Origin of the sequence: Streptomyces sp. cmx-18-6 (genome assembly GCF_046548915.1) — a bacterium.
In the GTDB taxonomy this organism is placed as follows: Bacteria; Actinomycetota; Actinomycetes; order Streptomycetales; family Streptomycetaceae; genus Streptomyces.
Genome location: NZ_JAEBEP010000007.1, coordinates 221,597 through 235,678 on the forward strand (window position 1 = coordinate 221,597; position 14,082 = coordinate 235,678).

The window sequence follows — 14,082 nt, forward strand, 5'->3', positions numbered from 1 at the left end:
GACCATCGACGATTGAGGAGAACGACGTGGGGACCGTAACGCTCGGCGTTTCGATCGCGGTCCCGGAGCCCTACGGCAGCCTGCTCCAGGAGCGGCGCGCGAGCTTCGGGGATCCCGCCGCGTACGGCATTCCCACCCACGTCACCCTCATGCCGCCGACCGAGGCGGAGGCGGCCGACCTGCCGGCGATCGAGGCGCACCTCGACAGGATCGCCACGGCCGGCCGCCCCTTCCCGATGCGGCTCTCCGGCACCGGCACGTTCCGGCCACTGTCGCCGGTGGTCTTCGTCCAGGTCGTCGAGGGCGCGTCGGCCTGCTCCTGGCTCCAGAAGCGGGTCCGGGACGCCTCCGGGCCGCTGGTGCGCGAGCTCCAGTTCCCGTACCACCCGCACGTCACCGTGGCGCACGGCATCTCCGAAGAGGCGATGGACCGGGCGTACGCGGAGCTCGCCGACTACGAGGCGGCCTGGACCTGCGGCTCCTTCGCGCTGTACGAACAGGGCGCGGACGCCGTCTGGCGCAAGATCAGGGACTTCCCGTTCGGGGCCGGGGGCAACCCGCCCGCCGTCCCCGCCCAGGGCGGCTACACGGTCGAGGCGCGGTCGCTGCGGCCCTGAACCGGGGGGCCGCCGATCACACCGGCAGCCGCCGGAACAGCGGGCGCGGGACGTGCCGCAGCGCCGACATCACCACCCGCAGCGAACCGGGCACCCACACCGTCTCCGAGCGCCGCCGCAGCCCCGTCACGATCGCCCCGGCGACCGCCTCCGGAGTAGTGGTGAGCGGCTGCTCCGGCTGCCCGGCGGCCGTGGCCCGTGTGCGTACGGTCCCGGGGCGGACGACCATCACCTGGACGCCGGTCCCCTGGAGCGCGTCCCCGAGCCCCTGCGCGAAGACGTCCAGGCCCGCCTTGCTGGAGCCGTAGATGAAGTCGGCCCGCCGGGCGCGCTCCCCGGCCACCGACGACAGCACCACCAGCGAACCGTGCCCCTGCGCCTGGAGTGCGCCGGCGCACACCAGCCCCGCCGAGACCGCCCCCGTGTAGTTGGTCTGCGCGACCCGGACCGCCGACAGCGGCTCCTCCTCGTCGCGCGCCTGGTCGCCGGCGATCCCGAACGCCAGCAGCACCACATCGACGTCGCCCTCCGCGAAGACCTTCCCGAGCACCTCCTCGTGCGCGGCGGAGTCCAGCGCGTCGAAGGCGACGGTACGCACGTCGGCGCCCCGGTCGCGCAGCTCGGCCGCCGCCGCGTCCAGGGCGGGGGAGGGGCGGCCGGCCAGCCACACCCGCCGGGTGCGCAGGGCGACCAGACGGCGCGCGGTGGCGAGGGCGATCTCGGAGGTGCCGCCGAGGACGAGCAGGGACTGCGGGGCACCGAAGGCGTCCTTCACGGAACTCTCCTGTTCAGGGGGAAGCGCGGTTACGGGGATGGGGCCCGGTCACAGGCCGAGGCGGCGGGCCAGGTCCGAGCGGAACGCGCCCGCCGGGTCCAGCTCCGCCCGCAGCTCCCGGAACTCCGCGAGCCGGGGGTACATCGCGGCCGCCGTCTCCGGGCGCATCCGGGAGTCCTTCGCGAGGCAGACCCGCCCCCCGGCCGCCGCCACCTCCTCGTCGAGCCCGTCCAGGAAGCGGCCGAGGCCGGGCAGGGCTGCGGGCAGATCGAGGGCGAGGGCCCAGCCGGGCGACGCCGGGAGCGACAGCCAGCCCGGGTCCGGCGCGCCGAACCGCTGGAGCTCGGCCCGGAACGCCGGGCACCGCCGCGCCGAGATCCGCCGCACCACGCGGTGCAGGGCCTCCTCCTGCCCGTACCCGACCGTGAACCGGTAGCGCACGAGACCGGCGCGGCCGCCGTACAGCCGGGAGACGTCGGGGAGCGCGTCCAGGGGGTGGAAGAAGGCGGCGGCGGTGCGGAGCTCCCCGGTCCGGGCGCGGGACGCACTCCGGTAGCGGACCTCGTTGAGGAGGGCGACGGAGGTCCGGCCCAGCAGCCCGTCCGGGAGGGCCGGCGCGGCGGACCACCGGTCCCGCTGCCCGGGGAGCGGTGTGCGCCCGGCGCGCATAGTGCGCCGGGCGTGCGCCGGTAGCACAGAAGGGGGCGCGTGCTCCCCTCTGGTCAGGACGCCGCGCCCGGTCGCCCGGCCCCCGGCCAGCAGGTCGATCCACGCGGAGGCGTACGGCAGCCGGTCCCCGCCGTCCGTGAAACGGGCCAGCAGATCGTCCAGGTCGGCGGCCCGCTCGGTGGAGACCGAGATCAGCGGGGTGCTCACGCGCTTCAGGCGGAGGGTGGCGCCGAGGATCACCCCGGTCAGCCCCAGGCCGCCGGTGGTCGCGTCGAAGAGGGCGGTGCCGGGTGTCACCGTACGGACGTCGCCGTCCGCGGTGAGGAGGTCCAGCTCGCTGACGTGCCGGGCGAGCGAACCCGCGGCGGTGTGGTCGCGGCCCTGCACGTCGGAGGCGATCGCGCCGCCCACGGTGACCCGGCCCGTCCCCGGCACGGCCGGCGGGCACCAGCCGTGCGGCAGCAGGACGCGCAGCAGCCGGTCCAGGCTCACCCCCGCGTCGCAGCGGACGGTCCCCGCGGCCTCGTCCAGGGCGCGGACGCGGTCCAGCCCCGTCATGTCGAGCACCGAGCCGCCCGCGTTCTGCGCCGCGTCGCCGGGCGCGCGCCCGAGTCCCCGGGCGATGGCGCCCCGGGGCCCGCGACCCCGGATCACGGCGGCCGCTTCCTCGTACGTACGGGGGCGAAACCGTACGGCGGTGGTCGGGGCGGTGCGGCCCCAGCCGGTCAGGGACACCGTGTCGACGGACATGCCCGTGACCGTAGCCCCGGCCGTGACGTCCGGGAAAACCTATTCGACCCTTTTGTTACAGCACTCACCGGAATGGGTGATGGAGCGGGTGTCAGCGGGGCGGGGTGTCGTTCTTCCGGACGCGTCCGGAAGAGTCCTCGGCGCGGGCCGCTGGTTTTCCGGCCCCGGGAGGGTACGCGTTACGTCATGGACTGGCTCAAGAAACTCCCCGTGGTCGGGCCTCTCGTCTCCCGGCTGATGGAGACGCACGCCTGGCGCTCCTACGAGAGGCTGGACCGGGTCCACTGGGCCAGGCTCGCCGCCGCCATCACCTTCATCAGCTTCCTGGCGCTGTTCCCGCTGATCGCGGTCGGCGCGGCGATCGCCGCCGCGCTGCTGAGCGACAAGCAGCTGGACACCATCAAGGACAAGCTCGCCGAGCAGGTGCCGGGCATCTCCGACCAGCTCGGCATCGACGGCCTGGTGGCCAACGCGGGCACGGTCGGACTGGTGGCCGGTGTGCTGCTGCTGTTCACCGGTGTCGGCTGGATCGGCTCGATGCGGGAGTGCCTGCGCGCGGTCTGGGAGCTGGACGACGTCCAGGAGGCCAACCCGGTCGTCGCCAAGCTGAAGGACACCGTTCTCCTGGTGGGCCTCGGCGGCGCGGGGCTCGCCACCCTGGCGGTCTCCACGGTGGGGACGACGGCCGTGGGCTGGACCGCCGACCGGCTCGGCATCCCCGAGGGCGGCGCGGGCGGCGTCGTGCTCCGGGTGGCGGCCCTGGCGGTCGCGGTCCTCGCCGACTTCCTGCTGATGCTCTATCTGCTGTCGCTGCTGCCCGGGGTCGAGCCGCCCCGCCGCCGTCTGGTGGTCGCGGCCCTGATCGGCGCGGTCGGCTTCGAACTGCTCAAGCTGCTGCTCGGCAGCTATATGAAGGGCGTCGCGGGCAAAAGCATGTACGGGGCGTTCGGCGTCCCGATCGCCCTGCTCCTGTGGATCAACTTCACCGCCAAGCTGCTGCTGTTCTGCGCCGCCTGGACCGCGACCCGCTCCAAGGACGAGGCGGAGCCGGCGGCACAGGGCGACACCGAGCCGGATCCCGCCGAGGCGGGGAAGAGCGCCGGGGCAGCCGGGGCCGGGGAGAGCGCCGGGCCGGCCGGGGCCGGGAAGAGTGCCGGGGCCGTCGAAGGCTCCAGCGGCCCCGGCGGCTCCAGCGAGGCCGGGGGCTCCACCCGGGCGGCGGGCTCTCGCTAGCTCAGCCGCGCCCGGGCCCTTCGCGTCAGTCGCGCGGGGCCCGGCGGGCCAGGCCGGGCAGCGGCCAGCGCCGGTTGACCAGGAAGACCGCGGCCGCCAGCGTCATCAGCAGCCCGCCGACGATCGCCAGCGCGATCCCGACGCCGCTGGAGCCCCGGGAGGCCGCCGAGGCGTGCGCGGCCTTCGCGTCGCCCCCCGAGCCCTGGTCCGCCCCGGCGGCCGGCTGCGCGCCCTTCCCGCCCGTCAGGCCCCCCGCGCCGTTGCCGGCGCCGGTGTCCACGGACTTCGGCGGCACCAGCTCGCCGACCGGCTTCACCTTGCCGCTCGCGGCGAAGCCCCAGTCCAGCAGGTGGGCGGCCTCCTTGTAGACGGAGTGGCTCTCGTCCGCCGACGGGTTCATGACGGTGACCAGCAGCACCCGGCCGTTGCGCTCGGCGACGCCGGTGAAGGTGCTGCCCGCGTGGGTGGTGTAGCCGTTCTTCACGCCCGCGATGCCCTTGTAGGGGTCCACGCCGTAGTCCCCGGTGATCAGCCGGTTGGTGTTCTGGATCTCGAAGCTGTCGCGCTTCTTGCCCTTCTTCTTCTCCCCGGGGAAGTCGGCGGAGGCCGTCGCCGCGTACTCCCGGAAGTCCTTCTTCTGCATGCCGCTGCGGGCGATCAGCGTCAGGTCGTAGGCGCTGGAGACCTGGCGCGGAGCGTCGTACCCGTCCGGCGAGACCACCGTCGTGTCCAGCGCCTGGAGCTCCTCGGCGTGCTTCTGCATCGCCGCGACCGTCTTGGGGATGCCGCCGTACATCTCCGACAGCACGTGCACCGCGTCGTTGCCCGACCGCAGGAAGACCCCGAGCCACAGGTCGTGGACCGTGTACGTGTGGTCCTCCTTGACGCCCACCAGGCTGCTGCCCTCGCCGACGCCCGCCAGGTCGCTCTCCTCGACCTTGTACGTCAGGGAGGTGGGCTGGAGCGCGGGCAGGACCGTGTCCGCGAACAGCATCTTGAGGGTGGAGGCGGGCGGCAGCCGCCAGTGCGCGTTGTGCGCCGCCAGCACCTGCCCGCTCTCCGCGTCCGCGACGATCCACGAGCGGCCGGTCAGCTTCTTGGGCAGCACGGGGGCTCCCGGGCCCAGGTTGACCTGGGTGCCGACCTTGGAGAGCTGTACGCCGCCGATGCTCGACATCACGTGGTTCGGCTTCGGCCGTTCGTCCTCCTTCTTGTCCTTGTCGGCCGCCGAGGCGGGGCTCAGGACAAGACCGGACAGCAGGGCGACGGAGGTGACCGTAAAAGCGATCTTTTTCAGAGCAGGCACGGTCGAAAACGTACAGGGCGAAGATGTGGTTGAGGACCCGGACCGGCTGACCCGCCGGAGGGACGGCCGGGACTGCCCCTTTCGGACGTCACCCCGGACGAGGGGTCCGGAGGGCGGCGGCGATACTGGACCCATGAAGCTCAGCCGCCCCGTCTCCTGGTTCCTGCTCGTCTTCGGGGTGTGGAGCTGGTTCATCTGGATCACTTTCGTCAAGAACCTGTGGCAGGACGGCAGCGGGCTCGCGTTCGACGACGCGGGTGAGCCGACCGGGTACTTCTGGGTGCACCTGCTGCTCGCCATCACGTCCTTGTCTCTGGGGACGGCGGTCGGCGTCATCGGGTTGCGTGGCGTCCGGGCTTTGCGCAACGAGCGCGCATGACGACAGGAACGTAGGGAAGCGCGGATGACAGCAGTGGTCTTCGTCCTGGTGGCACTGGTGGTGCTCGCGCTGCTCGCGAGCGTGCACCGGTATGTCTGGCGGCGCTTGGTCGGTGACACGACGGCGCCGGGCAGCACGATGCGCAGGGTCGGCACCGTGGCGGCCTTCGTCCTGCCCCTGCTGAGCCTCGGGGCCATGGTCTCCGGCCGCGCGGGCTTCCCCTTCCGGCTCCAGCAGGTGCTGGCCTGGCCGGGCTTCCTGTGGCTGGCCGCGCTGATGTATCTGACGCTGGCTCTGCTGGTGGGCGAGGCCGTACGTCCGGTCCTCGGGCGGGTGCTCGCCCGGCGCGATGCCACGGCCGCCCGGGCCCGGACCGCCGAGGGAGCCCGTCCCCGTACCGAGGAACTCGTACCGGCGGGCCCGTCGCTCCCCTCCGCCCCGGCCGACCCGGAACCGGAGAAGGCGACGGCCACGGCGACGGAAGCGGACACCGACACCGAAACGCCCCGGGACACCGGGGCGTCGGCAGCGCCGCAGACGCCCCCGGCCGCCCCGGCCGGCCCCTCCCGGCGGCTCTTCGTCTCCCGGGTCGTCGGCGGCGCCGCTGCCGCCGCCGGGCTCGCCACGGTCGGGTACGGGACCCACAACGTGCTGAGCGGCCCGAGCGTCCAGCGGATCACCGTGCCGCTCGCCAGACTGCCGCGCGCGGCCCACGGGTTCAAGATCGCCGTGGTCAGCGACATCCACATCGGCCCGATCCTCGGCCGCGCCCACACCCGGCGCATCGTCGACACGATCAACTCCACCTCCCCCGACCTGGTCGCGGTCGTCGGCGACCTCGTCGACGGGTCCGTGGCCGACCTCGGTTCCGCCGCCGAGCCGCTGGCCGGGCTGCGGGCCCGGCACGGCAGCTTCTTCGTGACCGGCAACCACGAGTACTTCTCCGGCGCGGCCCAGTGGGTCGACCACGTACGGGAGTTGGGGCTGATCCCGCTGGAGAACGCCCGCGTGGAGATCGGCGGCTTCGACCTCGCCGGGGTCAACGACGTGGCGGGGGAGACCGAGGGCCAGGGGCCCGACTTCGTCCGGGCGCTGGGCGACCGGGACCGCTCCCGGGCCTCCGTCCTCCTCGCGCACCAGCCCGTCGTCATCCACGACGCCGTCGAGCACGGCGTCGACCTGCAACTCTCCGGCCACACCCACGGCGGTCAGCTCTGGCCCGGCAACTACCTCGCCGAGCTGGCCAATCCGACCGTCGCCGGGCTCGAACGCTACGGCGACACCCAGCTCTTCGTCTCCCGGGGCGCGGGAGCCTGGGGGCCGCCGGTACGGGTCGGAGCCCCGGCCGACATCACCGTCGTGCAACTCGCCTCCCGGCAGGCGTGAGCGCGCGTCGGGGCGGGTCCGGAGTTGCGGTTGCGATCATGTGCCTGTCATTGAAATCCGACCGCTGTGTCACTGTCAGCTACGAAAAACCGCAGGTGAGCGCCGGGAAACGGCCTTTTCGGGCACGCTCCGTCGAACGTGCCCAACAAAAGGCAGTGAGTGTCCTGTTTACTCTTCCAGATGTGAAAATCGTGTGATTGGGTAAGCGCGAACATGCGGCGACGTGCGTGTCTGAGCGCAACTGTCGTGGTGGGGCAGGTAAGGGAGAGCACGGCAATGCGGTCGGTCCGGGTACGGATTCTCGCGATTCTCGCGGTTTTGATCATCGCAGGCGTCGTCGCCTGGCAACTGCTCCCGTCGGGGGAGGCGAAGACCGACGCGATCAAGGTCGGGACATCGGACTCGGTGAGTCATCTCGACCCGGCCGGGGCGTACGACGCGGGATCCTGGTCGATCTACAGCAATCTCTACCAGTCGCTGATGACGTTCAAGGCCGGGGCCGTCGTGCCCGAGCCGGACGCGGCGGAGAGCTGCTCGTTCATCGGGCAGAAGTTGCAGACGTACCAGTGCAAGCTCCGTGACGACCTCACCTTCTCCAACGGGAAGAAGATCACCGTCGAGGACGTCAAGTACTCCTTCGAGCGGATGCTCAAGATCGACCCCGACACCGGTCCGGCGGGTCTGTTCCCGACGCTCGACAGCATCGCGACCGAAGGCCGCACCATCACCTTCAACCTGTCCGGCAAGGACGCGACCTTCCCGCACAAGCTGGCCACCGGCGCCGGCGCGATCGTCGACCCGGCGAAGTACCCGAAGGACAAGCTGCGCACCGGCAACCAGATCGACGGTTCGGGGCCGTACGTCCTCAAGGCGTACGAGCCCGGGGTCAAGGCCGAACTGCTGCCCAACCTGAAGTACCGGGGCGCGCTCAAGAAGACCGGCGAGGCCGTCACCGTCCGCTACTACAAGGGTGGCGAGGACCTTCTGGCCGCCTGGAACAGCGGTGAGGTGGACGTCACCCATCGCCAGCTGCCCGCCTCCCGGCTCTCCGAGCTGAACCCCGGCGACCCGGACATGCGGGTGACCGAGGCGGACAGCGCCGAGATCCGCAACATCATCTTCAACGCCCGGTCGGGATCCCCGTTCGCCGACAAGCGGGTCCGCCAGGCCGTCGCCGCGACCCTCGATCGCGGGCCCCTGGTCACCAAGGTCTACAAGAACACCGTCGAGCCGCTGTACTCGCTGATCCCCACGGGCTACATCGGGCACAGCACCCCCTTCTTCGACGCCTACCCCTCACCCGACCTGAAGCGGGCTCAGGAGCTGCTCCAGGAGGCCGGTCTCCAGACGCCGGTCCCCGTCACCTTCGGCTACCGCGAGGGCGACGCGTACGTGGAGGAGACCGCCGAGCTGCGCCGCCAGCTGGAGAAGGACGGACTGTTCAAGGTCTCGCTCAAGTCCGCCGAGTGGACGAAGTTCCAGAAGGGGTACGCGGCCGGTGCGTACGACATGTACACCGTCGGCTGGCTCCCCGACTTCCCGGACCCCGACACCTTCAGCCAGCCGCTCGTCGGCACCGGCAGCATCCTCCACAGCGGCTACTCCAGCAAGCGCATGGACCAGTTGATCGCCGCCACGCAGCAGTTCAGCGACCGCGGCCGCACCTCGTCCGGCTTCAAGGAGGTCCAGCGTCTGGTGGGCGAGGACGTGCCCCTGCTGCCGCTGTGGCAGAAGAAGGACTATGTCATCGCGAAGTCGGAGGTCGCCGGGTCCCAGTACCTCTCGGACGGCACCGGCCTGTGGCGCCTGTGGGAACTGAGCTGGATCTGACCGGCCAGGTCGGTTGACCGGCCGGATGTCGGTCGGGCCGGCCTGCTCGCCGGTCGCCGTCCCGGTCAGCCGGCCGGCCGGGGCTCCGGCTCCGCCCCGGCCGCCGCGCCGGGCATGAACTCCACCAGCAGCGCGTGAACCTGCCGTACGAGCGGTCGCAGCACCCGGAACCGGGAGAGCGCGATCGCCCGTGCGGCGATCGGCGCGGTGCGCTCGACGAGCCGCCGCGACCGCTCCGCGCCCCGGGAGCGGTCGTACACCCAGAACAGCACCAGCCCCATCTGCATCAGCCAGAGCAACTCGGGCAGCAGCGGGGCCAGTTCGGGATCGCTCTTGGTGCTCGAACCGGCGAGGGTCTCCCGGTGGACGGAGATCGCCGCCTCGCGGGCTGCCGCCGACTCGTCGGAGAACGGGGAGAGCGGACTGTCCGGGTCGGCCGCGTTCTTGAAGAACTGCGCGGCGAACCGGTGGTACGGCTCCGCCACGTCCAGCCAGATCAGCAGCACGCCCCGGATCCGGTCGGCCAACTCCTCCTCGTCCGCGAGGACGGGCCGGACCGCGGCCGCGTGCTCGCCCGCGATGCGGTCGTAGAACCCCTGGACCAGGTGCTCCTTGGAGGAGAAGTAGTAGTAGGCGTTCCCCACGGAGACGCCCGCCTCCTGGGCGATCGCCCGCATGGTCGTCCGGTCGTAACCCCGCTCGGCGAAGAGCCGGAGCGCCGTCTCGAGAATCAGCGTGCGGGTCTGCTCGCTCTTCGCGGCCTTGCCGCCCCTGGCGGGCTTCGCGGCCCCGCTCTCCTGCACGTTCTTCTCTTGCTTCACCACAGGCCCAAGGTTAACGGGGAACCGGGCGCGGTGATCGGGCTCACTGCCCGGGTGCGGACTCGCTGACTCCGCGGCGTCCGAGAGTTCCGCCCACCGCCGCCGACTCCACCTACACCGCCGACTCCAGAGGCTCGGGCGGCTCGGTCAGCGCGTCCGCGATCTCCGCCCGCAGCGCCTCCCCGTGCAGCGACGGCAGCTCCGCCAGCATCTCGGTCCACTCCTCGGCCGCGGAGTCCACCGCCTCCCGGAACCCCCGCTCGACGGGCCTGCGGGCGAAGAACAGCGCCACCGCGCCGACCGGCCGCAGCAGCCACCGCCCGCGCGCGCTCAGCACGACGGAGACCTGCCAGGAGCCGTCCCCGGCCGGGCGCGGGGTCACCGTGAGACGGGCCCTGGCCAGCCGGTGCACCGCCTTGCCCACGACCGGCGGCCGGGCCTGCGGGGGCGCCGACGAGGGCCGGTCCAGCGCCGCCCACCAGGCGTGCAGGTCGGCCTTGGCGCGGCCCGAGAAGCGGTACAGCGAACCGCCCTTCGGGTTGTGCCCGGCGAGGGACACCTCCAGCTCCCTGGGCGTCCGGGGCTCACGCAGCCGCACTCCTATGCGTACGGACATGTCCTCCTCCGCCATGAGGCTCTCCACCTCGACGGAGCGGGAGGGCCGCCACTCACGCAGCACGGTCGTCTCCGAGACGTCCGGGGCGCCCGGGGCCTTCGAGGCGTCCGGTGCGCCCGGGGCCTTCGCCGTCCCGTCCGCGGCGTCCGCCCCCGGGTCCTCCCCGTAGTGCGCCCCGGCCTGTAGGTGGCGCCCCTTCAGCAGCCGCAGGCCGTGGATCGGGCGGCCGTCCGGGAGCAGGATCGCACCGCCCTGTTCCCGGGAGGCTTCGAAGAGGTCCACCAGGGCCCCGGCGGCCTCTTCGAACCAGCCCCGGTCCAGGGCCGGGACGGTGACCGTGTGCTCGAACCGTGCCATGACCGGGGCCCGCCGTTCAGACGCTCATCGAGCGGGCGGCGTTGAGCTGGTGCATGACGGCGGGGAAGGTGTGCGGGCCCGTCGCCGGGATCATGGTGCTGTGGTGCCGGCCGCCGCTGGTGACGGTGACCTGGACGAACCCGGTGGTCCGCTTCTCCTTCATGAGCAGGAACAGCAGGCCGATCAGGCAGAACCAGGCGAAGATGATCGCCAGCACGATCGCGTGCGTCGGGATCTTCTCCTCCGTGCGCGACATGTCCGTCGCCGTCCAGACCGCGCCGCTGAGGGGCATCGCCCCGGACGGGGTGACGATCGAGTCGTTCATGACGGTGATGTCGCCGATGCTCATCACCGGGACGCTGCCCTGACCGGACAGGTCGTGCGGCGCGGGAAGGTACTGGCCGGGCAACGTCGGCTGGGCCGGGTTCGGATAGCCGTAGCCGGGGTCGGGCTGGGGCGGCGTCTCGGGCAGCGGCTGGGGGTAGCCGTACGCGGGCGTGCCGCCCGGGGGCGGGTAACCGTACCCCTGTCCGTCGGCCATCGTGGGCGGGTGGCCGGGCTGCTGGGGAGGACCCCACTTGTACGCGTCGTCCGCGTACGGATTCGGCTCGCTCATGGGAATCCCCGTTTCTCTGATGCTCTGCTTCTCTACGCCGTTCAGCTCCGCACGACCGTACCGCCCGCACCGCCCCGGCGCAGCAACAGGCCCCGGCCGCCGCGGTCGTGACGACCGCGGCGGCCGGGGCCTGTGCGGGGGCCGACCGGCCCCCTGAGAGGAGCCGGGGCACACCCGGGAGAGGTCAGAAGCGGCGCGTGATGAGCGCGCGCTTGACTTCCTGGATCGCCTTGGTGACCTCGATGCCACGCGGGCAGGCGTCCGTGCAGTTGAACGTCGTACGGCAACGCCACACGCCGTCACGGTCGTTGAGGATCTCCAGCCGCTGCTCGCCGCCCTCGTCGCGCGAGTCGAAGATGAAGCGGTGCGCGTTGACGATCGCCGCCGGGCCGAAGTACTGGCCGTCGTTCCAGAACACCGGGCACGAGGACGTGCACGCGGCGCACAGGATGCACTTGGTGGTGTCGTCGAACCGCTCGCGGTCCTCGGGGGACTGGAGGCGCTCGCGGGTCGGCTCGTTCCCCTTGGTGATGAGGAAGGGCATGACATCGTGGTACGCCTGGAAGAACGGGTCCATGTCGACCACGAGGTCCTTGAGGACCGTGAGGCCCTTGATGGCCTCCACCAGGATCGGCTTCTCCGGGTTGATGTCCTTGATCAGCGTCTTGCAGGCGAGCCTGTTCTTGCCGTTGATCCGCATCGCGTCGGAACCGCAGATGCCGTGCGCGCAGGAACGACGGAACGTCAGGGTCCCGTCGAACTCCCACTTGATCTTGTGAAGGGCGTCGAGGACACGCTCCTTCGGGTCGATCTCGATCTGGAAGTCCTGCCACTGGACCTCGTCCGACACCTCGGGGTTGAAGCGGCGGATGCGGAACGTGGCCGTGATGAACGGGGAGTCGGCGAAGCCGGCCTCGGCGTTGCCGGTCTTGTCCAGGGTCGGGGTAGCCATCAGTACTTACGCTCCATCGGCTGGTAGCGGGTCGTCACGACCGGCTTGTAGTCGAGCCGGATCGACTCGGCGCCGTCGGCGGCCACCTCGCGGTACGCCATGGTGTGGCGCATGAAGTTGACGTCGTCGCGGTTGGGGTAGTCCTCGCGGTAGTGACCGCCGCGGGACTCCTTGCGGGCGAGCGCGGAGACCGCCATGACCTCGGCCAGGTCGAGCAGGTTGCCCAGCTCGATGGCCTCCAGCAGGTCGGTGTTGAATCGCTTGCCCTTGTCCTGGATGGACACGTTGAGGTACCGCTCGCGCAGCTCGGCGATCTTGGCGACCGCCGTCTTGATCGTCTGCTCGGTGCGGAACACCATCACATTGGCGTCCATGCACTCCTGGAGCTCCGTGCGCAGGGTGGCGACGCGCTCGGTGCCGGTGGAGTCGCGCAGCCGCTCCACCTGGTCGGCGACGAGCTGCGCCGGGTTCTCGGGAAGCTCGACGAAGTCGTTCTTCACCGCGTACTCGGCGGCGGCGATGCCGGAGCGCTTGCCGAAGACGTTGATGTCGAGCAGCGAGTTGGTGCCCAGGCGGTTGGCACCGTGCACGGAGACGCAGGCGACCTCGCCGGCGGCGTACAGGCCCGGGACGACGGTGGTGTTGTCGGCCAGCACCTCGCCCTCGACGTTGGTCGGGATGCCGCCCATGGCGTAGTGCGCGGTCGGCTGGATCGGGATCGGGTCCGTGTAGGGCTCGATGCCGAGGTAGGTCCGCGCGAACTCCGTGATGTCCGGGAGCTTGGCGTCCAGCTGCTCCGGCGGCAGGTGGGTGAGGTCCAGGTAGACGTGGTCGCCGGCGGGACCGCAGCCGCGGCCCTCGCGGATCTCCGTGTAGATGGAGCGGGACACGACGTCACGGGACGCGAGGTCCTTCATGACGGGCGCGTACTTCTCCATGAAGCGCTCGCCGTCCTTGTTGCGGAGGATGCCGCCCTCACCGCGGGCGCCCTCCGTCAGCAGGATGCCCATGCGCCAGATGCCCGTGGGGTGGAACTGGAAGAACTCCATGTCCTCCAGCGGCAGGCCGCGCCGGTAGCAGGCGGCCTGGCCGTCACCGGTCAGGGTGTGCGCGTTGGACGTCACCTTGAAGAACTTGCCGGTGCCGCCGGAGGCGTAGATGACCGACTTCGCCTGGAAGACGTGGATCTCGCCGGTCGCCAGCTCGAACGCGACGACGCCGGCGGACTTCTTGACCCCGTCGACCTCGGTGATCAGCTGGTCCAGGACGTAGAACTCGTTGAAGAACTCCACGCCCTCCTTGACGCAGTTCTGGTACAGCGTCTGGAGGATCATGTGGCCGGTGCGGTCGCCCGAGTAGCAGGCGCGACGGACCGGGGCCTCGCCGTGGCTACGGGTGTGACCACCGAAGCGGCGCTGGTCGATCTTGCCCTCGGGAGTGCGGCCGAACGGCAGGCCCATCTTCTCCAGGTCGAGGACGGCGTCGATGGCCTCCTTCGCGAGGATCTCGGCGGCGTCCTGGTCGACCAGGTAGTCGCCGCCCTTGATCGTGTCGAAGGTGTGCCACTCCCAGTTGTCCTCCTCCACGTTGGCGAGCGCGGCGGCCATGCCGCCCTGCGCGGCGCCCGTGTGGGAGCGGGTGGGGTAGAGCTTCGTCAGCACGGCGGTACGGCTGCGCTTGGTCGACTCGATGGCCGCGCGCATGCCGGCGCCGCCGGCGCCGACGATGACGGTGTCGTACTTGTGGATCTGCATGGTTTCCTCTGGTCCCTCTGT

At 71.5% G+C, this 14,082-nt stretch carries 13 protein-coding genes; 5 read left to right on the forward strand and 8 right to left on the reverse strand.

Translation table 11 applies throughout. The features are described from left to right. Positions 1-26 precede the first annotated feature (26 nt). Positions 27-617 (forward strand): 2'-5' RNA ligase family protein, encoded by a 591-nt coding sequence (locus tag ACLJPL_RS18720; RefSeq protein ID WP_411081959.1) that lies wholly within the window; start codon positions 27-29, stop codon positions 615-617. A 16-nt stretch (positions 618-633) separates the two neighbouring features. On the opposite strand, the gene ACLJPL_RS18725 is transcribed toward ACLJPL_RS18720, so the two are convergent. Next, a complete protein-coding gene (locus ACLJPL_RS18725; RefSeq protein ID WP_411081960.1) occupies positions 634-1,392 on the reverse strand; it encodes a decaprenylphospho-beta-D-erythro-pentofuranosid-2-ulose 2-reductase in 759 nt (252 codons plus the stop codon). Positions 1,393-1,440: 48 nt separating this feature from the next. Beyond that, on the reverse strand, positions 1,441-2,811 hold the full coding sequence (locus ACLJPL_RS18730; RefSeq protein WP_411081961.1) for an FAD-binding protein: 1,371 nt from the start codon (positions 2,809-2,811) through the stop codon (positions 1,441-1,443). 186 nt (positions 2,812-2,997) lie between these two features. On the opposite strand from ACLJPL_RS18730, the gene ACLJPL_RS18735 reads away from it, so the two are divergent. Next, positions 2,998-4,044, forward strand: coding sequence for a YihY/virulence factor BrkB family protein (locus tag ACLJPL_RS18735; RefSeq protein ID WP_411081962.1), 1,047 nt, complete (start codon positions 2,998-3,000; stop codon positions 4,042-4,044). 25 nt (positions 4,045-4,069) lie between these two features. On the opposite strand, the gene ACLJPL_RS18740 is transcribed toward ACLJPL_RS18735, so the two are convergent. Then, complete coding sequence (locus tag ACLJPL_RS18740; RefSeq protein WP_411081963.1) at positions 4,070-5,350, reverse strand: D-alanyl-D-alanine carboxypeptidase family protein; 1,281 nt, start codon at positions 5,348-5,350, stop codon at positions 4,070-4,072. A gap of 133 nt (positions 5,351-5,483) precedes the next feature. On the opposite strand from ACLJPL_RS18740, the gene ACLJPL_RS18745 reads away from it, so the two are divergent. The 3 genes from ACLJPL_RS18745 (at position 5,484) to ACLJPL_RS18755 (ending at position 8,945) form a co-directional block, all read left to right on the forward strand. Continuing rightward, positions 5,484-5,729, forward strand: coding sequence for an SCO4848 family membrane protein (locus ACLJPL_RS18745; RefSeq protein WP_411081964.1), 246 nt, complete (start codon positions 5,484-5,486; stop codon positions 5,727-5,729). Positions 5,730-5,762: 33 nt separating this feature from the next. Further along, a complete protein-coding gene (locus ACLJPL_RS18750; protein WP_411082136.1) occupies positions 5,763-7,115 on the forward strand; it encodes a metallophosphoesterase in 1,353 nt (450 codons plus the stop codon). A gap of 276 nt (positions 7,116-7,391) precedes the next feature. Continuing rightward, positions 7,392-8,945: an ABC transporter substrate-binding protein gene (locus tag ACLJPL_RS18755; protein ID WP_411081965.1), complete on the forward strand. Its 1,554-nt coding sequence runs from the start codon at positions 7,392-7,394 to the stop codon at positions 8,943-8,945. A 65-nt stretch (positions 8,946-9,010) separates the two neighbouring features. Here the strand turns inward: ACLJPL_RS18755 and ACLJPL_RS18760 are convergent, their stop codons facing one another. The 5 genes from ACLJPL_RS18760 to sdhA all read right to left on the reverse strand — a co-directional run bounded on the left by ACLJPL_RS18760 (position 9,011) and on the right by sdhA (position 14,061). Continuing rightward, positions 9,011-9,769 carry a TetR/AcrR family transcriptional regulator gene (locus ACLJPL_RS18760; RefSeq protein ID WP_411081966.1) on the reverse strand — a complete coding sequence of 253 codons (759 nt, stop codon included), beginning with the start codon at positions 9,767-9,769 and terminating at the stop codon, positions 9,011-9,013. Positions 9,770-9,878: 109 nt separating this feature from the next. Continuing rightward, the gene (locus tag ACLJPL_RS18765) at positions 9,879-10,739 is read right to left on the reverse strand and encodes a hypothetical protein (protein ID WP_411081967.1); all 861 of its coding nucleotides are present in this window, start codon (positions 10,737-10,739) and stop codon (positions 9,879-9,881) included. Positions 10,740-10,755: 16 nt separating this feature from the next. Then, positions 10,756-11,355, reverse strand: a complete 600-nt coding sequence (locus ACLJPL_RS18770; RefSeq protein ID WP_411081968.1) for a hypothetical protein — start codon at positions 11,353-11,355, stop codon at positions 10,756-10,758. 184 nt (positions 11,356-11,539) lie between these two features. Continuing rightward, positions 11,540-12,307, reverse strand: a complete 768-nt coding sequence (locus ACLJPL_RS18775; RefSeq protein ID WP_411081969.1) for a succinate dehydrogenase iron-sulfur subunit — start codon at positions 12,305-12,307, stop codon at positions 11,540-11,542. Continuing rightward, on the reverse strand, positions 12,307-14,061 hold the full coding sequence (gene sdhA / locus ACLJPL_RS18780; protein WP_411081970.1) for a succinate dehydrogenase flavoprotein subunit: 1,755 nt from the start codon (positions 14,059-14,061) through the stop codon (positions 12,307-12,309). The genes ACLJPL_RS18775 and sdhA overlap by 1 nt, the downstream gene beginning before the upstream one ends. Between the last annotated feature and the right edge of the window lie 21 nt (positions 14,062-14,082).